Annotated in this window: 22 protein-coding genes; 6 read left to right on the top strand and 16 right to left on the bottom strand. The window is 50.4% G+C overall.

The window, feature by feature from the left end; all coding sequences use genetic code 11:
• Position 1: 1 nt before the first annotated feature.
• Entirely contained in the window at positions 2–655 is a 654-nt protein-coding gene (locus ABEB26_RS02460; protein ID WP_345720359.1) for a Rossmann-fold NAD(P)-binding domain-containing protein, read from the bottom strand.
• Between the two features lie 472 nt (positions 656–1,127).
• Between ABEB26_RS02460 and ABEB26_RS02455 the strand changes: the two genes are divergently transcribed.
• Positions 1,128–1,622 carry a ferritin gene (locus ABEB26_RS02455; RefSeq protein ID WP_012191325.1) on the top strand — a complete coding sequence of 165 codons (495 nt, stop codon included), beginning with the start codon at positions 1,128–1,130 and terminating at the stop codon, positions 1,620–1,622.
• Positions 1,623–1,671: 49 nt separating this feature from the next.
• Here ABEB26_RS02455 and ABEB26_RS02450 read toward each other — a convergent pair whose 3' ends face one another.
• From ABEB26_RS02450 to ABEB26_RS02400, 11 genes are all read right to left on the bottom strand, one after another.
• Entirely contained in the window at positions 1,672–2,223 is a 552-nt protein-coding gene (locus ABEB26_RS02450) for a hypothetical protein (protein WP_345720358.1), read from the bottom strand.
• A gap of 116 nt (positions 2,224–2,339) precedes the next feature.
• Positions 2,340–2,738, bottom strand: coding sequence for a MaoC family dehydratase (locus tag ABEB26_RS02445; RefSeq protein ID WP_345720357.1), 399 nt, complete (start codon positions 2,736–2,738; stop codon positions 2,340–2,342).
• Between the two features lie 204 nt (positions 2,739–2,942).
• A complete protein-coding gene (locus tag ABEB26_RS02440) occupies positions 2,943–4,442 on the bottom strand; it encodes an acyl-CoA synthetase (RefSeq protein WP_345720356.1) in 1,500 nt (499 codons plus the stop codon).
• Between the two features lie 228 nt (positions 4,443–4,670).
• Positions 4,671–5,690 (bottom strand): 3-oxoacyl-ACP synthase, encoded by a 1,020-nt coding sequence (locus ABEB26_RS02435; protein WP_345720355.1) that lies wholly within the window; start codon positions 5,688–5,690, stop codon positions 4,671–4,673.
• Positions 5,687–6,718: a branched-chain amino acid ABC transporter permease gene (locus ABEB26_RS02430; protein WP_345720353.1), complete on the bottom strand. Its 1,032-nt coding sequence runs from the start codon at positions 6,716–6,718 to the stop codon at positions 5,687–5,689. The genes ABEB26_RS02435 and ABEB26_RS02430 overlap by 4 nt, the downstream gene beginning before the upstream one ends.
• A 12-nt stretch (positions 6,719–6,730) precedes the next feature.
• The gene (locus ABEB26_RS02425; RefSeq protein ID WP_345720352.1) at positions 6,731–7,786 is read right to left on the bottom strand and encodes an alpha/beta fold hydrolase; all 1,056 of its coding nucleotides are present in this window, start codon (positions 7,784–7,786) and stop codon (positions 6,731–6,733) included.
• 707 nt (positions 7,787–8,493) lie between these two features.
• Complete coding sequence (locus ABEB26_RS02420; protein WP_345720351.1) at positions 8,494–9,546, bottom strand: branched-chain amino acid ABC transporter permease; 1,053 nt, start codon at positions 9,544–9,546, stop codon at positions 8,494–8,496.
• 12 nt (positions 9,547–9,558) lie between these two features.
• Positions 9,559–10,263 carry an ABC transporter ATP-binding protein gene (locus tag ABEB26_RS02415; protein ID WP_345720350.1) on the bottom strand — a complete coding sequence of 235 codons (705 nt, stop codon included), beginning with the start codon at positions 10,261–10,263 and terminating at the stop codon, positions 9,559–9,561.
• Complete coding sequence (locus ABEB26_RS02410) at positions 10,247–11,050, bottom strand: ABC transporter ATP-binding protein (RefSeq protein WP_012191334.1); 804 nt, start codon at positions 11,048–11,050, stop codon at positions 10,247–10,249. Before ABEB26_RS02410 ends, ABEB26_RS02415 begins: the two co-directional genes overlap by 17 nt.
• Before the next feature lie 141 nt (positions 11,051–11,191).
• A complete protein-coding gene (locus ABEB26_RS02405) occupies positions 11,192–12,544 on the bottom strand; it encodes a substrate-binding domain-containing protein (RefSeq protein ID WP_345720349.1) in 1,353 nt (450 codons plus the stop codon).
• 75 nt (positions 12,545–12,619) lie between these two features.
• The gene (locus ABEB26_RS02400; RefSeq protein ID WP_345720348.1) at positions 12,620–13,891 is read right to left on the bottom strand and encodes an AfsR/SARP family transcriptional regulator; all 1,272 of its coding nucleotides are present in this window, start codon (positions 13,889–13,891) and stop codon (positions 12,620–12,622) included.
• Between the two features lie 314 nt (positions 13,892–14,205).
• On the opposite strand from ABEB26_RS02400, the gene ABEB26_RS02395 reads away from it, so the two are divergent.
• Positions 14,206–14,748: a DUF1697 domain-containing protein gene (locus ABEB26_RS02395; protein ID WP_345720347.1), complete on the top strand. Its 543-nt coding sequence runs from the start codon at positions 14,206–14,208 to the stop codon at positions 14,746–14,748.
• Between the two features lie 33 nt (positions 14,749–14,781).
• On the opposite strand, the gene ABEB26_RS02390 is transcribed toward ABEB26_RS02395, so the two are convergent.
• Entirely contained in the window at positions 14,782–15,705 is a 924-nt protein-coding gene (locus ABEB26_RS02390) for a hypothetical protein (RefSeq protein ID WP_345720346.1), read from the bottom strand.
• 66 nt (positions 15,706–15,771) lie between these two features.
• Positions 15,772–17,178, bottom strand: coding sequence for an ammonium transporter (locus ABEB26_RS02385; protein WP_345720345.1), 1,407 nt, complete (start codon positions 17,176–17,178; stop codon positions 15,772–15,774).
• A 457-nt stretch (positions 17,179–17,635) separates the two neighbouring features.
• Here ABEB26_RS02385 and ABEB26_RS02380 point away from each other — a divergent pair, with 457 nt between their 5' ends.
• From ABEB26_RS02380 to msrA, 4 genes are all read left to right on the top strand, one after another.
• Positions 17,636–17,806 carry a peptide-methionine (S)-S-oxide reductase gene (locus ABEB26_RS02380; RefSeq protein WP_345720344.1) on the top strand — a complete coding sequence of 57 codons (171 nt, stop codon included), beginning with the start codon at positions 17,636–17,638 and terminating at the stop codon, positions 17,804–17,806.
• Between the two features lie 281 nt (positions 17,807–18,087).
• Positions 18,088–18,606, top strand: coding sequence for a hypothetical protein (locus tag ABEB26_RS02375; protein WP_345720343.1), 519 nt, complete (start codon positions 18,088–18,090; stop codon positions 18,604–18,606).
• Positions 18,607–18,630: 24 nt separating this feature from the next.
• A complete protein-coding gene (locus tag ABEB26_RS02370) occupies positions 18,631–19,308 on the top strand; it encodes a hypothetical protein (RefSeq protein WP_345720342.1) in 678 nt (225 codons plus the stop codon).
• Between the two features lie 729 nt (positions 19,309–20,037).
• Positions 20,038–20,493: a peptide-methionine (S)-S-oxide reductase MsrA gene (gene msrA, locus ABEB26_RS02365; protein ID WP_345720341.1), complete on the top strand. Its 456-nt coding sequence runs from the start codon at positions 20,038–20,040 to the stop codon at positions 20,491–20,493.
• Here msrA and ABEB26_RS02360 read toward each other — a convergent pair.
• Both ABEB26_RS02360 and ABEB26_RS02355 read right to left on the bottom strand, forming a co-directional pair.
• Positions 20,480–21,397, bottom strand: coding sequence for an NAD(P)/FAD-dependent oxidoreductase (locus tag ABEB26_RS02360; RefSeq protein ID WP_345720340.1), 918 nt, complete (start codon positions 21,395–21,397; stop codon positions 20,480–20,482). The genes msrA and ABEB26_RS02360 overlap by 14 nt on opposite strands.
• 448 nt (positions 21,398–21,845) lie before the next feature.
• On the bottom strand, positions 21,846–24,227 hold the full coding sequence (locus tag ABEB26_RS02355) for an aldehyde dehydrogenase family protein (protein WP_345720339.1): 2,382 nt from the start codon (positions 24,225–24,227) through the stop codon (positions 21,846–21,848).
• Between the last annotated feature and the right edge of the window lie 273 nt (positions 24,228–24,500).

Raw genomic sequence — 24,500 nt, 5'->3', positions numbered from 1 at the left:
TTTAAAGCTGATTGATCATGCTATTTTCGATAATTGGCTGGGGTGCACCGTGTTGGGTAACTCGTAGCATAGCCTGGGCTAGTTGCTCAGTCGTGGTCACATATTGCGGAATCAAGCGTTTAAACACGGGATACAGCGGGCTGGTAAGCGCATACAGCAGCCGATACCAACGCGTTTTGGAAACTACGCCATGCTGAGGTTGGATAAAACCCGGGCGAAACATATAGGCCGCACGAAAGGGCAACGCTAATAAGGCTTGCTCGGTTTGGCCTTTGACGCGTGCCCACATCGCCCGCGAATTAACCTCAGTACCCGAACCCGAAATATAGCTAAAGCTTGATTGCGGGTTTAATCGCGCCAAGGTTTGGGCCACATGCAAGGTCAAATCATAGGTGATTGAGCGATAAGCCGCCTCGGTCATGCCTGCCGCCGAAACGCCCAAACAAAAAAAACAGGCATCATAGCCCACCAACTCATGCTCGATTGAGCCGAGTTGATACAAATTGCTATGCACAATTTCGGCTAGTTTGGGGTGGCGTTGGCCTGTGGGCGTGCGGCCAACACACAACACTTGCTCCACCGCTGAATTCAACAAACACTCACGTAGCAGACCTTGCCCAACCATGCCCGTAGCCCCAAAAATCATTGTTTTCATCAAAATTTCCCTTATGTTCCCAAGTAATTCCTTAAACATAAACCTAACGTAACGATTACCAATCATAACAGCGGCTATCCACAGCACACATATTTGGGGGTGAAGGGTGATGAAAACCCCTTGCGTTCCCCGCCTTGAGGCGGGGCGGAGGGGTGGTGATCAATAAGCAGCTAATTGATTGGGAAAGCTAAGTTCCAAATTAAGCCTAGCACGATTTACGGGCAAATAACTGAATGGTTCATTCGGTTGGCAATTTGACATGCCCTCACCCCCAACCCCTCGCCCACTGCGGCGGGCGAGGGGTTGGGGGTAAGGAAACGAGCACTGGTTGTCAAGCCCATAGCCAAACATAGCCCCAAATTCGTATCCTTCGTGGATCAAATACAGCTGGCTAAGCCCTTGTTTTTCGGCGCTAGATAGCCTAAACTACCCACATTAGCAGAGGTCTTCATAGCGAAGGAGTTCGCAGCGTATGATTAATCCAACCATTGAAGCCGCGATTAACGATCAGATCAAGCATGAATTTGAGTCGGCCTACCTGTATCTCTCGATGTCGGCCTACTTCGAGTCGGTTAATTTGAGTGGCTTTGCTCATTGGATGCGCCTGCAGTACGAAGAAGAAACCGTGCACGCCATGAAGCTGTTCGATTATCTGCATGATCGTGGTGGCCGCGCTGTGCTGCAAGCCATGGCCCAGCCGCAATCGAGCTTCAATTCTTCACTTGAAGTGTTTGAAATGGCCTTGCATCACGAACAACGAGTTACCGCGTTGATCAACTCGCTCTACGATTTGGCGATCAAAGAGAATGATCATGCCACCCAAATTCACTTGCAATGGTTTATTACCGAGCAAGTCGAGGAAGAAAAGAGTGCCTCGGATGTGGTCGAAAAGCTCAAAATGGCTGGCGATCACCCAGGTGCCTTGTTTTTACTCAATGAACAATTAGGCAGTCGCGCCGCTGAATAGACTCTCCTGCTAGCAAAAGGCCCGCAGCTTAATTGCGGGCCTTATTCATTTAACTTGATTTAGCTTGTCGCCAGCGCCACAGAAATAACAACAAGACTGCCCCAATATTTAAGCCAACTGCGAGATTTTTGAGCGTAAAACACCATGTCCAGAGCATTGCCACAGTTGGCAGTTGATTTGGATATTGCAGCAACATCAGAGCTTCAGAGCTATTCTCGGCATAATCGGCAAAGAAATACAGGCTGGCCAAGGCTGGTAGCCAACGTTGCCAAGCTTGAGCATCACGAGTCAGTCGCAGCAACGCTAGCCCAAAAAAGAGCCAAATGCCGATTGGCAGCAGCATGTCGGGCACAATTAGCCACAAATGGCTGCTACGATGTTCGCCATAATTGCTAATTAATGTGTAGGCTAGTTCGGGCGTAACGCTGGGCTTGGCTGAAAATGCGTTCGCGCCACCGCCCAAATCCAACAAGCCAAAGCCCCCAGTCCACGAATGAAACCGGGTTGCCAACAAATTACTAATCACTAATTGGGTCATGGCTACACCAAAGGCCAGCCAAATCAGGCGTGGTTGGGCAAATTTGTGCAAAAATTTGGGCATACGTTGCTCACGATCAGATTAAATTCAGCCAAAGCATAGCGATAATCGAAACCAGCTGTCAAGCATGAAAAAACCGCCCAAATTTGAGCGGCTGTTGGGTTAGTTTATGCTTGATTTTAGCTTGGCAGCAGTACAATCGCCTCGCCCTCGATCAAGATTTTGGCTTCTTCATTCAGCAATTGAGTGATTAATGTAGCGATTGGTTTATCGTCGCGCAGGCTTTTGATTTCGGCATAGGCCGTGACCGTATCGCCAATGTAAATCGGGCTACGAAAAGCCAAGGTTTGGTTGAGGTAAATCGTGCCTGGACCAGGCAAATGCATACCAATCACCGCTGATATCAGGCCAGCGCCCAGCATACCATGAGCGATCCGTCGCCCAAAACGTGATTCACGCGCAGCAACTTCGTCGATATGCACCGGGTTGGCATCGCCCGAAATTCCCGCAAACAAAATAATATCGGCTTCGGTGATGGTTTTGCGCAAACGAGCGCTTTGGCCAATTGTATAGCTCATAGTTGAAATCCTTTAATAAGGGATCAGGGGCTAGGATTCAGGGATCAGTTTTGATCCACGAAGGACATGAAGGCACACGAAGAACCGTTTTTAGCCACAGGTTCGCACTGATGGATATGATTATTCTGCCATGCTGCGCGTCTGAATACTGACTGCTGACCCCTAGTCCCTGACCCCTCATCCCTATGTTCTATGTTCTATGCTCTAATACCCAAACAACTTGCGTAATTCAGGCTTGACGACTTTACCACTGGCGTTATGCGGCAACTCAGACAGAAAATAAATCGATTTGGGGGTTTTGTAGCTGGCAAGGCGTTCGCGGCAGAAGGCGATCAGCCTAGCCTCATCAAGCTGCGTGCTTGGCCGCAACACCACTAAAGCCCGCCCAACCTCGCCCCAACGACTGTCGGGTATGCCAATCACGGCGCATTCTTGCACCGCTGGGTGCTGATAGAGCACGTTTTCAACCTCGGCTGGATAAACATTCTCGCCGCCAGAAATATACATATCCTTCTTGCGATCGACGATGTAGAAATAGCCTTCAGCATCAACCCGCGCCAGATCGCCAGTGTAGAACCAACCTTTTTGCAGGGCTTGAGCGGTTGCCACCGGATTGCGCCAATAGCCATTGCACACCGTCGGGCCATATAAAATCAACTCGCCAATGCTGTTGGTTGGTACATCGCGGCCAGCCTCATCGACAATGCGTGCATCGAGGTGAAAAATCGGCTTGCCCACCGAGCCAGCCTTACGAATTGCATCCTCTGGGTTGAGCGTGAAGCAATTAACCGAAACTTCGGTTAGGCCATAGCCTTGGCGAAAGGGAATATTGCGCTGTTGATAGGCTTCGATCAAGGGAATTGGGCAGGGCGAGCCGCCTGCAATGCAAAAACGCAGGCTGCTGAGGTTGGTTTGGGCAAAATTGGGCGCTTGCAGCAGCATCTCAAACATCGTCGGCACGGCAAAAAAGATCGTCACATGCTCTTGCTCAATCAATTGCAAACAGCGCTCGGGATTCCACTCTTGCATCAAAACCATTGTGCCGCCTGCATGTAAAATTGGCAGGGTTAGCACATTCAAGCCGCCAGTATGAAACAACGGCGTATGAATAATGCTCACATCATCGGCATGCAAGTCCCAGCCAACATTGGTATTGAGCGAATTCCAAACGAGCACTCGATGCGAAAGAACCGCACCTTTGGGTGCGCCAGTTGTGCCTGAGGTATACAAAATCAGGTGTGGATCATCGAGATCAACCGATTCGCTGATCGGCAAATCGCTGGTTTGGGCCAGCAGTTGATCATATTCAGGCCCAAATTGCACAGCCTGCTTGATTGGAGTTTGGCTACGCAAGGTTGGCAGCATCGGCGCAAATTGAGCATCGTAGAGCAACACGCTTGCTGCGCTATCCTTGAGCATATAGATTAATTCATGCTCGGTTAAGCGCCAATTGAGTGGCACTAAAATCGCCCCAAGCTTACCAGTGGCGAATAAGGCATCGAGGTAGCCAATTTGATTTTTGGCCAAAATCGCCACTCGATCGCCTTTGCCTACGCCAAAGCGCTGGCGCAAACTGGCCGCCAAACGATTGGCACGGCTATTCAATTGGCGGTAGCTATAGCGCTCGCCATCGCGGTCGTCAACCAGCGCTAGTCGCTCTGGCGTAAGCAACTCGCGCTTGCCAAGCCAGTCACCAATGTACATTGCAATGCTCCTTTAATCAGAGGTCAGGGCTAGGATTTTGATCCACGAAGGACACGAAGTGACACGAAGGTTGGAACCACGAAGAACGCAAAGGATGCTAAGAGCTTCAAAATCTATCCATTTCATCCTTCACCCTCATACTTCATATTTTTGAATCTCTGCGCCTCTGCGTTATAACCCTATACCTATAACTTTTCATCCCTCATAATTCATCCTTCATCCTTCGGTTTACCCCCACCGCACGGCACTCGCGGCCCAGGTATAGCCAGTGCCAGCACCTGCCAACACCACCAAATCGCCAGCTTTGAGCAAGCCACGTTGCTGAGCCAAATCGAGCGCCAATTGCTGATCAACCGATTGAATATGACCATAATCATCAAGGTAGATCGCTTGATCGGGGCGTAACCCTAAATCGTGCAATAAACCGTTGTGAAACGATGGCTTCATATGGGTCAGCGCCAGAAAATCAATGTCTGAGCGACGATAGCCTGAACGAGTGACAGCCTGATCGATCACTTGGACAAAATTGGGTTGGGAAACTAAACCCAAGCGATCACGCATATCTTCAAGCTGCAAGACATCAAGTTGATGGTAGCCTGCTTCGACCGTAGCTTGGCTGGTTGGGAAGCGAGCGCCACCACCGCGCATCACCACATTTTCGCTGAACGAGCCATCGACCAGCACCGCCGATTCGAGCACTTGGTTGGTGGCATAATCGCGACGCAGCAGCATTGCCGAAGCACCCGCCCCAAAGTTGAACATAAAGCGGGCTTTTTGGTTGTCATAACGTATAAGCTCATTCTCGCGGGCTGCCGAAACCAACAACACATTGCGCAGCATTGGGTCGGCTCGCATTTGATCGCGGGCAGTTTTGATGGCGACTGGCGAGCCAGCGCATAAGGCATAAATTTCATAGGCATACGCCCGTTTAGCCCCAATCAGATGTTGAATTTTGGCTGCCGCCGACCAAACTACATAATCTTTGTATTCGCTGCCGTGATAAATGATCAAATCAACATCCATGGGATCAAGTTCGGCAAGCGCTAAGGCTTTACGAGCAGCCTCAGCCGCCATGGCCGATGGTGTATCGTGGGCTTCGGCCAAGTGTTTTTGGCGAATACCTAGCTTTTCGATCACCACGGTTTCGGGGATGTTGGCGGCTAAGGCGATTTGGCTAGCAGTCTCAACGGCTGCTGGCAGATAGGTCGCGATCGCAGCAATGCCAATTGGTGGAAATTCGTAGGTCATGATTCAGCCTTTGGTTTCATGGCTTGGCGTAGACGTTCGACTGAGCTACGGCTGGTTTTGCCGCGCAACTTGCGAATTGCTCCCATCAAGCCAGCCGGGAAGAATAACACCAGCACCACATACACGATGCCAAATACTAAGTCGGGGCGTAACCAGGCTGGCAAAAGTGCCTGCATAAATTCGCCTTTGAGTCCATGATCAAGCAAGCGGATGGTCGCAGCGCCGAGCATTGGCCCAATCAGCGTGCCAATCCCGCCGATAATCGTCATCAATAAGGCTTGAATCGTGAGATTAACGCTGAGCATCTCGAAGCTGGCACTTTTTTCGTACAGCACCATCAACATCCCTGCCAAGGCAGCAATTGTTGAAGAAATTGCAGTTGCCAATAATTTGAAATGCAGGGTGTTATAGCCCAAGGCTGTGGCGCGTGGCTCGTTCTCGCGAATTGCCACAAATACCCGCCCGGTTGGCGAGTTGATCAAGCGCCGCGCCGCATAATACAGGCCAACCATACAAGCCAAGGTCAAAAAGTAGAAGCGCAGCCGATAGGTCGTGGCATCAATCGCTGTTGGCACGACAATCCCTTGCAAGCCGATTTCGCCGCCCGTAATTGGCTTGAGCTTGGGATCATCGGCTTTGAACAGGATGAAGGCAATTTCGGCGAGCGCCAGGGTGATCATCGAAAAATAAACTCCGCTGACCCGTAGCGACAACGCGCCCACGGCTGCCCCAATAGTTGCGCCAACCACAATCACCGCTGCAATTACAATCAGCATCGAGGGCGGCTCGGCTTGGCGCAACAAAATGGCGGCGGTATAGCCACCAGCGCCAAAAAACAGCGCATGCCCAAACGAAATCATGCCAGTGTAGCCCATCAGCAAATCGTAGCTCAGGGCATAAATCGCCAGAATAAAAATCTGAATGAAAACCCCTTGCCAAAAGCGGGTAGTATCGGCGGCAAAGGCAAATGGCAAGCTTGCAAGGCCGCCAATCGCCACAAGTGGCAGTAATGGGCACAAACGCTGCATAGCAAACCTCGCCTAAACTTGAGTCAGAAAATCGAGTAAGGCCGTATTGAACAAGCTGGGCTGTTCGATCTGTGGCGAGTGACCACAATTTGCCAGCACGGTTTCTTGATATTGGCCACCGTGAGCGGCATAGTTTTCAAGCACTGCCCGCATTTGGCCAACCATTGGCTGGGCTGGATGAGTTTCCGCGCCAGGCCAACCTGGTACAAAGCCCAATTGCCCAAGCATACACAAATCAAACATCGACGCATCGGAGACAATTTGATCAGCATCGCCGCGAATCCATAGCACTGGTGGTTGGGGCTGAATGCTGGCAAAACTGCTTTGGTTGAGATATTTGGGCGAGAGCGCATTGTTAACGCCGCCTGTACCTGGGGCAACCATCGGCCAATTAGCTGAAGCCACCAAATCGCCAGGGTAGTTTTGGGGCGAGCAATAGGTCTGAAGCATTTCATCGACAAATAGATCTTCACGGCTTGAGCGGAACGGTGGTTTGAAGTAGAAGTTATTCATAATTGTGCGCGGCGAAACTGGGCCATCGCCACGATCGGCATTTTTTAGCGCTTCGACAAAGGCAGCATTGGCCGTACCACCACCGCTTCCAGCGTAATCGGGGCTGTTGGGTTGGCCGTCGAGGCCTTGGGTGCCACCATAACCATAAGGCGAGCCAGGCGCAACGAGGGTCAACGAACGCACATTCGCAGTGTAATCGAGGGCATATTGCAGCACCACATTACCACCTAACGACCACCCAACCAAGTGCGGTTGGCGCAGGTTGAGGGTTTGCAACAGGCTATCGAGATCGTCGCTGAAGTCACGGACACCACGGGTTGCATCAAGCGGCAAGCGCTCCGAGCGACCATAGCTACGCATATCAGGGGCAATCACATAATAATCGTTAGGCAAGGCCAGCATCAATTCTTCCCAAAAACGGGCAGCTGAAACATTACCATGCACTAAAACAATTGGCTGTTTGCTTGAATCGCCACGCTCAATCACATGCATCGCCAAGCGCGGCGTTTGAACAACACGGGCGGTTAATCCAGCTAACAATGGTGGATTGAGCATGGGTTTTCTCCGTAATAGGTAGGGATCGGGGGTTGGGTCTGGAGATCGGGTAGAGGATCGATTTTCCGATCTCCACCACTGATTCCCAAGCATTGAGTTTCTCCACCCTTCCGTCCCTCCACTGGAGGGAAACGCAGGAGGTTTTCATCCCCCTGCACCCCCTAAAGCACAATTATTGGTCAGCAATCATTTTTGATGAACTTGAAAATCTGCGAGTTGTTGCTTACGATCTTCGTGTTCTTCGCGTGCTTCGCGGTTCCGATCCCCGACCCTCAATAACCGACCCCTAGTTTTTATTGAAATTGAGTTTCTCCACCCTTCCGTCCCTCCGCTGGAGGGAAACGCAGGAGGTTTTCATCCCCCTGCACCCCCTAAAGCACAATTATTAGTTGGCAATAGTTGCTTGATGAACTTGAAAATCTGCGAGTTGTTGCTTACGATCTTCGTGTTCTTCGCGTGCTTCGCGGTTCCGATCCCCGACCCTCAATAACCGACCCCTAGTTTTTATTGAAATTGAGTTTCTCCACCCTTCCGTCCCTCCGCTGGAGGGAAACGCAGGAGGTTTTCATCCCCCTGCACCCCCTAAAGCACAATTATTGGTCAGCAATCATTTTTGATGAACTTGAAAATCTGCGAGTTGTTGCTTACGATCTTCGTGTTCTTCGCGTGCTTCGCGGTTCCGATCCCCGACAGCCGCCCCCCGCCATCTAGTTTTTATTAAAAATTCCGCCGGGCTTGAGCAAGAGCACAACCGCCATTACCAGCACGGTTGAGGCCGAGGCGATCGCGGTTGGTAGGCCTGTTTCCAGCACTAAATGGTCGCTGAACGTTCGAGCTAGCCCAATCAACAACGCGCCGGCGGCTGCTCCGCTATAGCTGCCCAAACCGCCAATTACGACCACGATAAAGGCAAAAAGCTGGTATTCCAAGCCCATTTCGGGGTAAACCCCAATAAACGAGGCTGCTACCGCACCGCCCAAAGCCGCCAAGCCACTGCCAAAGCCAAACACGCCCGTAAAGACCCGCCGCACATTGATGCCCATGGCCTCAACCATGGCGCTATCTTGCACCCCAGCCCGAATCGTGAGTCCAATCCGTGAGCGGCGCAGCACCAAGGCGATTAGCACCGCCAACGAAACGCTTAGGCAGATCAAAAACAGGCTATAGCTGGGAAAACGGCGACCGAGCAGGCTCAGGCTTTCGGTCAACATTGGCGGCTTGATTGGAGCACGGCTGAGTGAACCCCAAGCCGGAATCGTGCGCACCAAGGCATCAAACACAAACACCAAGCCCAAAGTTAGCAAGACTTGGTAAATTGGGCGTTTGTAAAGTGGGCGAATTAGGCTGATTTCGATTAAGCTGCCAACTGCTGCGCCCACTAATGTGCCAACAATCAAGCCAATGATAAAGCGCAGATTGCCGCTGGCGATGGTGATTGGCCAATGCCCAGCATAGGTTGGATCAAGCCAGACATTGCAGGTCCAAGCGCAGTAGCCACCGAGCATAAACAGCGAGCCATGGGCAAAATTCAGCACATCCATCAAGCCGAAAATTAACGATAACCCCGCTGAGATCATAAAATAGATCGCGGCCAAGGTCAGGCCTGGCAACAAAATACCAGTAATCAGCTTGGGCCAACTCGCAGGCGCAACCATCAGCACTGTGGCGAAAATCAGCACAAAAACTGCTGGAATAACCAGTGGGGCTAAGCGTGCGCGCAAAGGTTTGGTTTGAATTGTCGGGGGAGCAGCAACAGCCATACTCAACACCTTTTAGGCAGCACCAAGATAGCGCTGAATTAATTGGGGATTACCCCGCAGCGCCGTCATTGTGCCATGATCAACAGTTCGGCCATCATCGAGCATATAGTAGGCTTGGCTGATGGCGCTGGCCATGCGGAAGTTTTGTTCAACCAACACCACGGTGGTATGTTCGCTCAGCGCAGTAATTGCTCGCATCATCTGTTCGATAATCACTGGAGCAAGGCCTTCGCTAGGCTCATCGATCAACAGCAATTGAGTTTCGGCAACCAAAGCCCGCGCAATCGCCAACATTTGTTGCTGACCGCCCGAAAGCTGACTGCCTAGCAACCGCTCAAGCCGCTGCAAATCGGGAAACAAGCTAAAGATCAAATCGCCCCGTCGGCGTAAATCGCCACGCTTGCGCTCAGCCAAAATCAAATGCTCAGTCACGGTCAAATCGCGGAAAATTGCGCGATGCTCTGGCACATAGCCAATGCCCAGTTGAGCAATGCTGAAGGTGCGCAAGCCATTGAGGTGTTGCCCAGCAAAGCGAATTGAGCCTGCTTGCGGTGGCGTTAAGCCCATAATTGATTTGAGTGTGGTGGTTTTGCCAGCGCCGTTGCGCCCAAGAATGGCGGTAATTGAGCCTTGCTCGGCCTGCAACGAGACATCATGCAAAATATGATATTGACCGATGAAGGTCTGAAGTTGCTCAACTTCAAGAATTGGTGTCATGGGCGACCTCGTGAGGCTGGGTTAACACATCATCATACAATTCGCCGAGGTAGGCTTGCTGCACCCGTGGATCGGCGGCAATCGCTTGGGGCGTGCCTTCGGCCAGCACACTGCCACCGTGCATCACCGTTATTTGATCGGAAATGCTCATTACCACGTCCATGCGATGCTCAACCAGAATAATCGTATGTTGGCCGCTTTGGCGGAGTTGCTGAATAATCTCGATCAATTCGGGCACTTGGTTGGCAGCCATACCAGCGGTTGGCTCATCGAGCAACAATAGCCGAGGCTCACTGGCGAGCAGCAGGGCTAATTCGAGTTTACGTTTATCGCCGTGCGGCAAAGCACTAGCCAGCACTTGCTCAACCCCGCGCAAACCTACCAACTTGAGCGCCGCCTGTGCTCGTTCGTGATAACGCTCGAACCGATCGCTGTGCTGCCAAAATTTAAAAGTATCGCGGCCTCGCGCTTGGGCGGCCAAACGCACATTTTCGGCCACGCTCAGCGAGGGAAACAAACTGGTAATTTGGTAGGCGCGGCCAATGCCAAGGTGAATCATGCGGTGCAAGGGTAGGCCAGTAATCTCGTTACCAGCAAAAAACACCTTGCCGCTGCTAGGCTTAATCGCGCCACTAATCATGTTGAAGAAGGTCGTTTTACCCGCCCCATTTGGCCCAATAACCGAGTGAAACGAACCTTCTTCAACTGCGATGCTTACATCACGCACCGCCTGCAAACCACCAAACGAACGTGAAAGATGTTCAGTTTTCAACAAAACGTTTGGCATTGAAAAATCCTTTATTGAGCGAGGGGTTAGGGATCAGGGGCTAGGGATCAGAAGCTTGTCTGGACGATTTCCCTAACTACTGACCCCTGACCCCTAATTACTGACCCCTAATTACTGACCCCTAATTACTGACCCCTCGGCTTACTCCGTCACCATCACAGGTGGGGCGGTTTGTTCTGCGCTGCGTTCTTGCAGTAACTCAAAGAACTTAGCATCTGGGTCGGTAATGCTGATCAATTTGACCATGTACATCGGCTGGAGCGCTTGGTGATCTTCTTTGCGGAAGGTGTAGGTGCCTTTTGGCCCTTCAAAGCTCATACCTTCAAGCGCCGCGATCAAGGCATCGGCGTTGGTATCGCCCTTGGTTGCTTCTAAGCCGCGCACGGTTGCAATGCCTGAGGCCATGCCGCCAGCGGTGAAGAGATCGGGGTATGAGCCATATTTGGCTTTGTGTTGCTCAACCAACCAATCGTTGACTTCATTCTTGGGCAGGGTGTAGTGGTAGGCAATCATGCCAACTGAGCCAACTGCATCGGCATAGACCATCGGCATGGTCACGTTATCTCCAAAGCCGGTGGCCAAGGTTAATTTATCGAGCACGCCTTGCTCTTGCATTTGCTGGAACAAGCGTGGGAAGTTGGCTCCGGCCCAGGTAACCATCAACACTTTGGCCTGTTTTTCGTCGGCAGCATCGAGCAATTTTTGCAAATATGGGGTAAAGTCGGTCGTATCGGCAGGAATAAACACATCATCCGAGACGAAGGTGCCACCGTTGGCTTCGATGATCGAGCGCCACGAAGCAGCTGAGCCTTTGCCAAAGTCGGTGTCGGGAGCCAATTGCACAAACTCTTTGCCGACGTTCTCGACCATATACGGGCCTGCGGTCAAGGCATCTTGCAAGGTGTTGCGGCCAGTGCGGAAGACGAAGCGATTGAAATTCGAGCCAGTAATTTGTGGTCCAGCAGCCGGATCAATCATCGCAATGATGTTGTTTTCTTTGGCAATTTCAATCACGGTTAAGGCTGATGAAGTTGAGGCACAGCATTGCAGCAATTCCACGCCATCTTTTTCAATCAACTCGCGGGCCAACTGACGAGCGCGTTCGGGGTTGTTTTCGTCGTCTTTGACAATCACTTCAATTGGGCGGCCAGCAACTTGCATCGTGCCGTTGGTGGCATACTCCAAGCCCAACATAAAGCCATTGATTTCTTGGGTTCCATACAACGATAAAGCCTTGGATTGATCGGTGATCAGGCCAATTTTGATTGGCTTGCCAGTCGCGGCAGCGCTATCGCTGGTTGCCGCGGCGGTTGGTTCGGTGCTTTCTGTCGTTGCGGCAGGCGCGGTCGTCGCGGGAGGAGCTTGGGTGGCTTGGGCCGAATCGCTGGTTGGATTGGTGGCGGCAGTTGGTTCAACTCCAGTGCCACTGCTACAAGCAGCCAACAGCTGAATTGCAGTAACCAGAATTACCAACATCGAAATCAAACGCTTCATTACGTGCGTCCTCCTTTGGACTATGCAATTGAAGTAGCTCTCACTTCAGCATAGCAAAGGCTAGTTACACTTGAGTTACAGTTGATGCAGCGTTTGTTCGGCTCGTTGGTAGCTAGCTTTGGTGGCGGGCATTGGCGCTAAGCCCAAATCGTGTTCAAGCACTTGTTGGCAACGTTGATAGCTGCGTTGCAATTGCACCCGATTGCCAAGTTGGGCATAGGCCATAAAACTCGCTTGATAGGCGCTTTCTTGATAGGGATCAGCCTGCAAAGCGGCTTCGGCCCAATCCAAGGCCTCGTTTGGTTGCTGTTCAGCCAACAATAATTGGGCTAATTGGCAGGCAGCTTGGACAAAATTATTGCGCAATTGCTCACGCACAGCATTGGCCCAATCGCTATACAAACAATCGCCCAAAAAATCGCCAGCATATAAATTGAGTGCTTGGCGATAGTAATTAATTGCTTCTGGTGGCTTGCTAGCTTGGTTGGCACGTTGCAGCAATTGCTCAAAGCGCAGCACATCGAGCTGAATTGGCGCAGTATCAAACGCCAAACGATAGGCAGTATTGCGGCGTTGAATGTAGCTTGAAGCTTGGCGGGTCGGGCGTTCTGGCTCTAACACAGCGGTTAGCGCATTCAAGGCAACTTTAAATTGGGCTTCGGCTTGATTTGGCGCTAAATCAGGCCAGAATAGATCGCAAATTTGCTCACGCTGAATCCATTGGCCACGCTGGGTAATTAAGATACCGAGCAAGGCAATTGCCGACTTGCGGCCCCAATTGAGCACCTCGCTTGAGCCACGCCAGGCCCGCATTTGGCCAAAGGCTTGCAAATGCAGCACCTGCGGGGCTTGCCAACGGCTGGGTGGCAAAATTAAGTTAGGTTGTTCGTGGATGATAATGCCGCTGCTGGCTGGCTCACTGCCTAGTTGCCCAAGCTCTTGCAAGGCATTAATTCGCGCTTCGGTCATCACCAACATGCCTAGCGAAATAATTGTGTGAGTCCGTTCGAGCCACCATGCCAAAGCCTCTGGCTCGCGATCCAAGGCCTGCTTTAAAAATTGGGTCATCACGTTGGTTGAAAGGTGGGTGACGAGCATACTGTGAACTGGTGAGATGCCTTGTTGGGCACGTTGCACCGCCACCTCACGCCAATAATCGGCATAGGTCGAGGTTGTGCCTTGGGCTAGATCAATTTCAATTGAATGAATGGCATTGTAGAGCGCCATTTTAACATGCTGCTGCGGCAAGCTGGCATACACAGGCACATGGTTAGCAACAATTTGCTCGGACACATGATCAACAAAATCGGGCAAGAGTTGATGAAAAACACGTACTACCTGTTGCATACGCTACTCCTCAGCGGTGAGGTGATGGTTGGTCGAAGCAGGTGGGGTGGCTGAGCCTTGAAGCAATATTATAGCAGAGCCACGAAAATCAAAAGGCAGAAGGCAAAAATCAAAAGAGGGGCTAGGGATCAGGGGTCGGGGATCAGGGCGCAGGAGCTTAACTAATAAGTATTGACTTAACATAATCTGTAACTGGGAATGTACCTTCGTGTCCTTCGTGCTCTTCGTGGTTAAAAAAGCTCTGCACCGCTGCGGTTACAATAGATTGTATGTTCTATGCTCTCTGTTCTATGTTCTCTACACGCGAGGTAACAATGAGCACCATTGCCTTTTTACGCGCAATCAACATTACCAACCACTTTGTGAAAATGGAAGATTTACGGGCTGTTTTGCTGGCCCATGGTTTTACCAATGTTCAGACCTATATTCAATCGGGCAATGTGGTTTTTGATGATCCAACCCAAAGCTATGCCGAGGCCGAGCACTTGATTGCAACCCAACTTGAGGCCCGTTTTGGCTTTGCAGTCGCAACATTTCTGCGTTCTGCCGCCGAATTGGCCGAGCTTGAACAAGCTTGCCCATTTACGCCAAGCGAGATCGATCCGCAAGCAGCGATCTATGTGACCTTTGTGCAGCACGAACTAGATGCCGAAGCCCAGGCGCGGCTAGACCAGTATCAAAGTGAGTTGGATACATTTCGGATCACAGGGCGACATGTTTGGTGGTTGCGGCATAAACAACGGGGGGAAAGCAAGTTTAGTGGGGCAAAATTGGAGCGGGCGCTCAAACAGGCCGGAACTGCCCGTAATATCACCACCATTCGCGCGATGATCGCCAAATATGGGTTTACCAAGTAGCTGGCTTCCAGCATTTGAAAGCCAGCTCGTGGATTATTCAGCAATCAGGCCGCGCCGTTTGAAGTCGGCAGTTACCCGCGCCGTCAGATCGTAGAGATTCTCGCCAAGGAACAAGCTTGGGCGTAGTTCATCGCGATCGCGGCGTTTTTCAACGGCGAGCCAAGTTGGGCCATATTGATAGACATTTAAGCTAACAGCGCCCAGCACAATTGGCTCATTGACCGCAGTTAAATCTTTTTTCCAAATTTCCCACGGCTCAGCAAACATGCGGTCAACCCGTAGATCGTGTTCGTGGAACAGTCGTTTGTCTTTGATCAAGGCTTTGGCGACCAAGGCATGCAAGCCCATCAAGGCGTTTGGCTCGCTCAAGGGCACTGCATGGCGCTTGCTCGCCGCAAAGGCATACAGTTCTTGATCATTGGCAAACACAGGTGCCCAGAAATCGGTTTGGCCAGTAATCCGCTTTTTGAAATAACAGGTCGGGCGAATCAAGCCCATTGTTTTGGCATCAACGCCGCGCACGTGCAGCTTATCGCTCGCGCCAGGTCGGCCAAGCACCCCAGTCAAATGCAAATATTCATTCAAATATTCGCGCACTTTGGCAAGCTCAACATGGCGAAAAACTGGGCCACCAGGGGTTGTTGCCAGCACATCATCACCAATGCTATAAATGGGATAAACTTGACGCGAACGGCGGGCAATAAACACGTAGGTTGGGAGGCGGGCCAAGTTGACCAAGGCTTTGAGTACAGGCACTGCTTGACGTAAAGCCGTCTCAGGATCAGCATCCTCAACCCGAAAGCCTGCAATCTCCAATTCGTAGAGTTTTTGCTCAGGTGAGTGATAGATCGGCAATTCTAAAGTTTGCTGCTGAATCAACGTGCCAGGGGCATAATCGGCGCTCACCACATAGGGTTGGAGGGGAGTTTCAGGTTTGGCGCTGACTGCAAGTTGCATAATCGCTCCTTGATGCTAACGATGCGCTGACTGAGGCTGGCTCAATCAGCGCATACTTGCATTGGTTTATTTGGTTGAAGAAAGTTCCGGCATCATTGAGCGAGCACCAGCTACGCCAGCAACAGGCGTGCCAAACTCTGGGTACGAAACCGTGTCGTGCTCGGAAATATCCAAGCCTTCGATTTCTTCTTGCTCGGAAACCCGAATGCCCAAGGTCTTTTTCAGCACATAGAAAACGATGAACATGGTTGTGAAGGCCCAAGCGCCAACTGCCAAAACCCCAATCGCTTGCGTGCCAAGCAGACCCAAACCACCGCCATAGAACAAGCCAGCAGCATCGCCCATGCCAGTCAAGCCACCAACAGCGGGGCTAGCAAACAAGCCTACTGCCAAGGTTCCGAAAATCCCATTGAAACAGTGAACCGGAATTGCACCAACTGGGTCATCGAGTTTCAAGACTTTTTCAAGGAAGATCGAACCATAGACGAAGATGATCCCGCCGAGCAAGCCGATGAACAATGCACCAACTGGGGTAACATTGGCACAGCCTGCGGTAATCGCGACCAAACCAGCCAATGCACCGTTGGCAGCAACGCTCGTATCAGGGTGACCAGTGATCAACCAGTTGATGATCAAGGCTGAGAGTGCGCCAACGGCGGCGGCCATGTTGGTAGTGACGGCGATATAGCCAATGCTTTCGTTCATGCCCGAGAGGGTGCTACCTGGGTTGAAGCCAAACCAGCCAACCCACAGAATAAAGACCCCAAGCACGCCAAGGGTCAAACTGTGGCCTGGAATAACGTTGCTTGATCCATCTTTGTTGAATTTACCTAAGCGTGGCCCAAGCAAAATCGTACCTGCTAAGGCAGCCCAGCCACCAACGCTATGCACAATTGTCGAGCCAGCAAAGTCGATAAAACCAAGCTCAAACAACCAACCGCCACCCCATTGCCAGTGACCCGAAATTGGGTAGACAATGCCACAGATGATGGCGCTGTAAATCAGGTAAGAGATAAATTTGAAGCGTTCGGCGACCGCGCCCGACACAATTGTGGCGGCGGTGGCGGCAAACACCAATTGGAAGAAGAAACCAACCCAATCTTTGCCGCTGCCAGTTGCTGGGCTAAAGTTGCTGAGGAAGAAGTTGTCGGTGCCGATGAAGCCACCTGCTGATGCACCATACATCAAGCCAAAGCCAATTGCAAAGAACAACACCGTGCCAACACAAAAATCCATCAAGTTTTTCATCAAGATGTTGGCTGCATTCTTAGAACGAGTAAAGCCACTTTCCACCAAGGCAAAGCCTGCCTGCATGAAAAAGACCAAGACCGCTGCAATCAACAACCAAATAATATCAATTTGGGTGGTGATTGTTTCGGTTGCTACCGGTGCGGCTTCTTGGGCAAAGGTTGCAGTGGGTATTGCTAGCGAAGCAACTGCTGCGGGTACAATCCAGCGTCGTCGTCGAAACATTAGAACCTCCCTTGATGACGGGTAATGATTGGCTACGATGCGATACACGACGATCAAGCAATGGGTCGGTACCCATTGGTTTGATCAAGCTAACAAATGCTTCGCCATTGAAGATTTCGGTGGAGTTCATCGAGTATGACCAACGTGCGAGGTAACTGCACATTCGAGCAATATGCCGAGAGGCATTTGTGCAATAATGCTAGTGTTTGGGTCGGTTTCGATATTTTGTTTGGTTCATTACTGATGTGTCACTATCTTATCTAAACAATCTAGTAAGATTTATCGCCATGTTGCCTAAACTATTCATGCTTTGATTTGTGCAGTTTGTACATTTTTATTTAAATTTTCGGCAGTCATACGCCTAGAATTAGAGTTTTTGATCAAGCTGCACTGTTACTACTATCAATAATGCCCAAGCAATTAGGCAGTTTAGCTAATTTCTGCTAAGGTAGGTTGTATGAACGAACGGATAATTGTTGGTGCTGGTTGTTTTTGGGGAATTGAAGCAGCTTTTGGGGAGCTTGCAGGCATTGTCCAAACTCAAGCTGGCTATGCTGGTGGTCTTCCCATCTGTTTGTTGGCAGCACGATACGTCGAGAGCGTCGGCTTCGAAATCCTCAGCCATTAAACTGCTTTGCGCCATAGCGTACTGCTTTTCGTCATAGCATTTCACGCCCAACCTCATGCAACAATGCCGCCAGATGCCCCTGTCTCCGACTTTTCATACTCGCCCATAGGTCACGGATATTGCAACATTTTTTCTGATCTTCGCGCGTTTCGCCGCTTTCTCGATGAACAAAAAAGGTGTTACAGGATTGTTACAGATTTATCAGATTGATCTGAGCAGTGCGTTGGTAGTATTGATGCTGTGTTCGGAATTGGCCGACACAACGGTTTCTAGGAGTACATATGATCAGTCGGAAATTTCTTTTGGCGGTTGTAGCAGTTTTGACTCTTATTCCCTCAATCAGCAATGCTTGGGAGGGGACTCGACCAGCCTTTGCTCCTTCTACAGGTTCTACAACGTGGTGGCATGGGTCTCAAGGTGTTGTCGCTTATAGTTCCTTTTCATGGAATCTCAATGCCAAAGTTAATTTATTGAACTGGGATGCACGCTTTGATTGGACTGCAGATTGCGATCGGATAGATGGTCCACAAGAGCCTGATCAAGTTCATGTTAATGCGCATCAAACTGATGTTCCTAACAATGGTGTCTATCGGTATAACGATTGTGGGGATGCTGCAATCTTTGAAGAAACCGAGTTAGATATCAGGGAAACGGGTGTTGTGGTAGATCGTCAATATTATTGGCAAGTGTACTTCGATGCTCGAAAAACAGGATTCATTGATGGAGAGATTAATATCAGCATGGAGGCGGGACTTGGCCACTGGTGGCTCGAAAAAGAAAAATATTGGTACAATCGATAGCTTTATAGTTATAGGAGAATAGTAATGCTTAAGTATATTAAGACGGCTGGAGTTATTTTATCTTTACTATTTATAGCTCAGACGTTTGCTGTAGATAGTGACTCAAAATCTGCTAAGTGCAAGAAAATTATGATTGAAGAAGGTGTTTCCGATGATCGGCTTTATACATATGCACTCATTGGATCAACTTGCTCTAATTTAGCAAGAGTAGACGTTGCTGTTGACTTCAATAATGAAAATATAAAGGATCAGTATAAGAAGCATAACAACAATCTTACGCGGAATGCCAAGAGCGATGTTGGTGTCATTCCAGTAAATATCACGTTCAATGAGCCAGTTACTATCGAGAAGGCTCAATCTATTATCGATGCGCAGAATATTAACCTTGAGTCATATATTATTGGGGTTGTCGATAGCACAAATAAGAAACACTCGTTTGTTGAATGGCCTGAAAGTGATATCATTTCTTCAGAAGCACAGATTCAGCAAAAACTTGCAGCTGATCAAACTGCTAAGGGGGTTCTGGTAATTACTGGTTTTATTGATCTTCGTGTCGCCAATCTCGACTCCATGGCCAATGATAAATCTGTTTACATGGTAGATTTGACTGCAAGCCAGCTTATCCAAAAATTGCAAAAGAAATATGACCTAGCTATAACTACGGTCAATCTTCCTTCTCCTTATTGGGATATGAATTGGTAGCATTATGGAGTAAAGCGCTTTTCACAAGAGGATAGCGCTTTAGAGAAGAATGATATGTATAATGTTCCTAGTGCACAGCAATCCAACGTAGCCCTCCGAATAGTATTGTCACTGCTTGCTGGAGTTCTTGTATCTGCAACCCTATTCACATTTTTACGTGAACCGGTGCTTGGCGTGAGTCCACAGTACTTGATAATGCCTCGTCTCGATACTGTGAGACAGCGTATGTTTGTCTACGCTGTCTATGGTGTTGGCTCACTGATCGCTTGCGCAGTATATTCCAAAAAGTTGAGTGTTTCGATCGTCAATAGCGTGATTTCATATAGTGTGGTATTGCTGTTTATCGAAGGCTATCGTCCTGAGGCGTGGGAGTTAGTTCCTCGCGGATATGTGCAAAGATATGCAGAACTAATGTTGCTATCCTGGCTTGTACATCTTTGTTGGAATGCTATCGGTCGTTTTATCCGAACTCCATGGCAGGAAAGCTGATTTAACGTAACTCTGGATGTGATGAGTTGGCTCTAATGCTGAGTAAACCGCTGCCCAGATCGGACGCGATCTCAGATTAGCATTAGGCCTATTGCGCCAGTGGCTCAAAACAGCATATTGCCCATGCGGCAGACGACCGTGCGTGTATGCGGCACGTCTGCCGCCCTAAATCAGTTCACCATCCCTATTCCCGCTGGATTGGCGACATCACCGCGATTCCACTAGCGATAGGTATGCACAATGCTCGAACGAATTATTGTTGGCGCTGGTTGTTTTTGGGGAGTTGAAGCGGCTTTTGGATCGCTTGCAGGCATTGTCCAAACTCAAACTGGCTATGCTGGTGGCTGGATAGCGCAGCCAAGCTATGAGGATGTTTGCGCAGGATCGACAGGTCATGCCGAAGTGGTTGAATTACATGTTGATCCAGCGATCATCAGTTTCAATGAACTATTAACCCACTTTTGGGCTATGCTAGAGCCACCAGCCAGCCCCGACCCACAATATCGAGCAATAATTATTTGTAGCAATGCTGCTCAGTTGGAGCTAGCTCTGGCCAGTAAGCTAGCTCAACCACAGCTTGTTGATTACTTCGTCGAATTCGGGCTGGATTTGCCGTTTTACCCCGCCGAAGAATATCATCAACAGTGCTATCGCAAATGGCGTGATCGCTTTGAACGCCGTTCTAAAGCTGTTTGAGCATATCTTGAATTAGTTCATGGTTGATGCCTGCGCCTGCCATCGCGCCTCCTGCCGCTGCATTGATTGCTTGTTGCATGCCTGCGGTCGCATCACCAGCAGCATACACGCCTGGCACGCTGGTTTGTCCCAACATTTGCACCTTGATCAAGCCTGGCATATGGGGATTATCGGAAACTTCACAGCCTAGTTGGGCTGGTAGTTGGCTACGTTGGCGTTGAGGTACGCCAATCAACAAACCGCTGCGGGCCAATGGCTCGCCTTGATCAAAGATCAAATGGGTCAATTGCCCAGCGGCTTGTTCAATCCCAACCAAGCGATCTTCGCGAATTGACAAATTGAGTTTCGCCAAGATTTGGCGTTGCTCAGGGCTAAGTTGAGCCTCGCCATTGGTACAAACCACCAAATCGCTGCTCCAGTTGTGCAACAAGGTCGCAACGTGAAACAAACGCTCAGCATCGGGCACTAACACCGCCAACGGTTGATCGCGCACTTCCCAGCCATGGCAGTAGGGGCAGTGAAATACGCTTGATCCCCATAATTCGGCGAGGCCTTCGATTGGCGGCAATTCGTCGATCACGCCCGAAGCTAGCAACAATTTGCGGCTGCTAATTTCGCTGCCATCATCAAGCTTCACCACAAAACCACCGTCGATCGCTTGGGCATGCTCAGCAGTTGCGAACCGCACCTGCACGCTAGGGTAGGGCTTGAGTTGCTCGCGGCCAATTTGGCGCAATTCAGCAGGCAAAATCCCATCACGTGAGAGAAAATTATGCACGCCAGGCGATTGAGCATTGCGCGGCTGCTGACTATCGAGCACTAACACACTGCGTCGCGCCCGCCCCAAAACCAAGGCCGCACTTAAACCCGCCACGCTGCCACCAACAATAATCACATCAAACATTTGCACACCCCTTATTGATACATAATATCAATATATAAGCTTTTGCTAAAATGTCAAATTTGTAGTGAACATTACAGAGAATACATGGTAATTAATTTTGCTGGGAATCGTCGTCGATTGTCATGCCCTCACCTCTGCTCGCGCACGTGAGGCAAGGAGGAGCCACCAAACCAAAAGCCCCTCGCCCGCCGTAGTGGGAGAGGGGTGCTTTCAAGGGTAGGTTTTTAACAATGATTGGGTGAAATTTAGAGTCGATTGCCATGCCCTCACCCCCTAGCCCCCTCTCCCGCACGCGAGCGAGGGGGAACCATCCGATCATGACCATTGGGATGCCCCTCGCCCGCCGCCGTGGGAGAGGGGTTGGGGTGAGGGAACTTAAGTACACCAACTAAAACAGCAAGCCCGACTCCACTCAAAGAATCGGGCTAAAGCGACTGGTAAACCATAATTACGCGCCGTAGGGAACCCAAATGTTTTTGATTTGGCTGGCATGGCGTAAGAATTCTTCGCCCTCGCCAACCCGTCGATCGAGCCATTCGCGAGGTTCACCATAGTTGACCCAGGTTTGTTTGAGGTTGCCGATTGAACTGCGCTCGACCATGGCGCTGCCCTCAGCATTGCCCCAATACCACAAACCATCAACGTCGTTGTGCTCGGCCAGCACTTTGGCTAGGCTATCGCGGTCGCCAGTGATAATGTTGACTACGCCTGCTGGTACATCGCTGGTGTCGAGCACTTGATACAAATCGGTGGCCGAAAGTGGATGCTCTGGCGATGGAATAATAATCGCGCTGTTGCCCAAGGCAATTGCTGGGGCCAACAACGAAATTGTGCCCAACAAGGGATATTCACTGGGACAAACCAAGCCAAGCACGCCGAGCGATTCGACCATGGCAAGGGTTGCGTTGCGCACAGGTGTGGCATGCACAGCCCCATCATATTTATCGGCCCAAGCAGCGTAGGTAAATAAGCGCTCGATTGATGTTTCGACTTCGAGATCGGCATCGTTGCGGCCTGTTTGTTGGCGAATGCGTTGGGCAAATTCGGCGGCCCGTGCCCCAAGGTTTTCAGCTAAGAAATAGAGCACTTGCGCCCGATTGTAGGCGGTTGCTGCCGACCAACTGCTGGCGGCACTTCGCGCCACTTCGACCGCGTTGCGAATATCTTTGCGACTGCCATCGCCCACTTCGCCCAGGGTTTCGCCATTGATCCCAACCACAATCCGGCTATAGCCTGAATCGGGGCGAGCTTGCTTGCCGCCAATATAGATTTTGGGGGTGCGATCGAGCGCTGGCAAGCCGTTGCTGGTGGGAGTTGCAATCGGTGCGGGTGCTGGACTGGCCTTAGTTTTGAGTTTTTTGACCTCAGATTTTTTGAGGTATTCGTACAAGCCCTCTTTGCCACCTTCACGGCCATAGCCACTCTCGCGATAACCACCGAAGCCAGCTGCTGCATCAAACAGATTGGTGCTGTTGATCCAGACTACGCCTGCTTTGACCCGTGCGGCGGCGTGGAGTGCTACATTAATATCTTCGCTCCAAATGCTGGCGGCCAAACCAAAACGGGTATTGTTGGCAATGGCAATCGCTTCATCAGGTGTGCGGAAGGTCATCGTGACCAAGACTGGCCCGAAAATTTCAACTTGGGCCAAGGTTGAGGCGGGAGCCACGTTGGTAAACAAGGTTGGCGGATAGAAATAGCCATCAGTTGGGCAAGCCCACGAGGGTTGCCATTTGATTGAACCTTCGCTTTCGCCTTCGGCCACCAGTTGCTCGATTTTTTGTAATTGGGCTGGGGCAACAATCGCACCAATATCGATCGCTTTATCTAAAGGATCGCCGATGCGCAGTTGCTCCATACGAGTGCGCAACTTGCCAATCAGCTTATCAGCGATGTTTTCTTGCACCAACAAACGTGAGCCAGCGCAACAAACTTGGCCTTGATTGAACCAAATCGCATCAACCACGCCTTCGACCACGCTATCTAAATCGGCATTATCAAACACGATAAAGGGCGATTTGCCGCCAAGCTCCAAGGAAAGTTTTTTGCCGCTGCCAGCGGTGGCGCTACGAATAATTTTGCCAACTTCGGTTGAGCCAGTAAAGGCAATTTTGGCAATATCGGGGTGCTTGACGATTTGCTCGCCAACTTTACCATCGCCAGTTACGATGTTGACCACGCCCTTGGGCAAACCAATCTCATGGCAAATTTCGGCAAATGCCAAGGCCGTTAATGAAGTCCATTCGGCAGGTTTCAATACCACCGTGTTACCCATCGCCAAGGCTGGGGCAATCTTCCAAGCCAACATCAACAGCGGAAAATTCCACGGAATAATTTGGCCGACCACGCCCAACGGTTCGTAGCCTGCTAAATCGCTTTCTTGCAATTGTGCCCAACCAGCGTGATAGTAGAAATGACGCGCGACTAATGGAATATCGATATCGCGAGTTTCGCGGATTGGCTTGCCATTATCGAGGGTTTCGAGCACGGCGAAGCGCCGCGAATGTTTTTGAATTTGGCGAGCCAAGGCATACAAATAGCGAGCACGCACATGGCCGCTGGTTTGCGACCAAGCTGGAAAGGCCGCCTTGGCGGCAGCAACCGCAGCGTTTACTTCATCGCTGCTCGCTTGGGTTACTTGGGCCAATACGCTGCGATTAGCCGGGTTGATCGAATCGAACAAGCGCTCGTTGGCAACTTCAGTCCATGTACCATTAATATATAGCCCAAAACGACGGCTATGGGCATCTAGCCACTCGTGGGCTGGAGCAGCAGATTCGGGTGCTGGGCCATAGCTCATTGTTTCGTAAATCTCCAGCAATGTGCTCATCGTCGAGTCCTCGTTGTGTGTATTCAATCATTTTGCGCCATCCTAACAGGCTTGGTCAATTCACGCAAAGGTGAAGGCCGAGGGATCTGCAGTCAGGGATCAGGCGCTAGTTCAGCTTAATCTAAGAAAACTATCCAGTATTGTTTAGCTACATATTGTACGAATAACGTTCTGATCCCCAACTACCAACGACCGATCCTCATAAGCGCCAACTATTACAATTTCAAAACAAATGTGCTAAAATAGATTAATTCGCGCAATCATGGCAAGGTC

This window comes from Herpetosiphon gulosus (genome assembly GCF_039545135.1).
Lineage (GTDB): Bacteria > Chloroflexota > Chloroflexia > Chloroflexales > Herpetosiphonaceae > Herpetosiphon > Herpetosiphon gulosus.
Note: the sequence above shows the minus strand (reverse complement) of the source record. Positions and strands in the feature narration are given on the sequence as shown.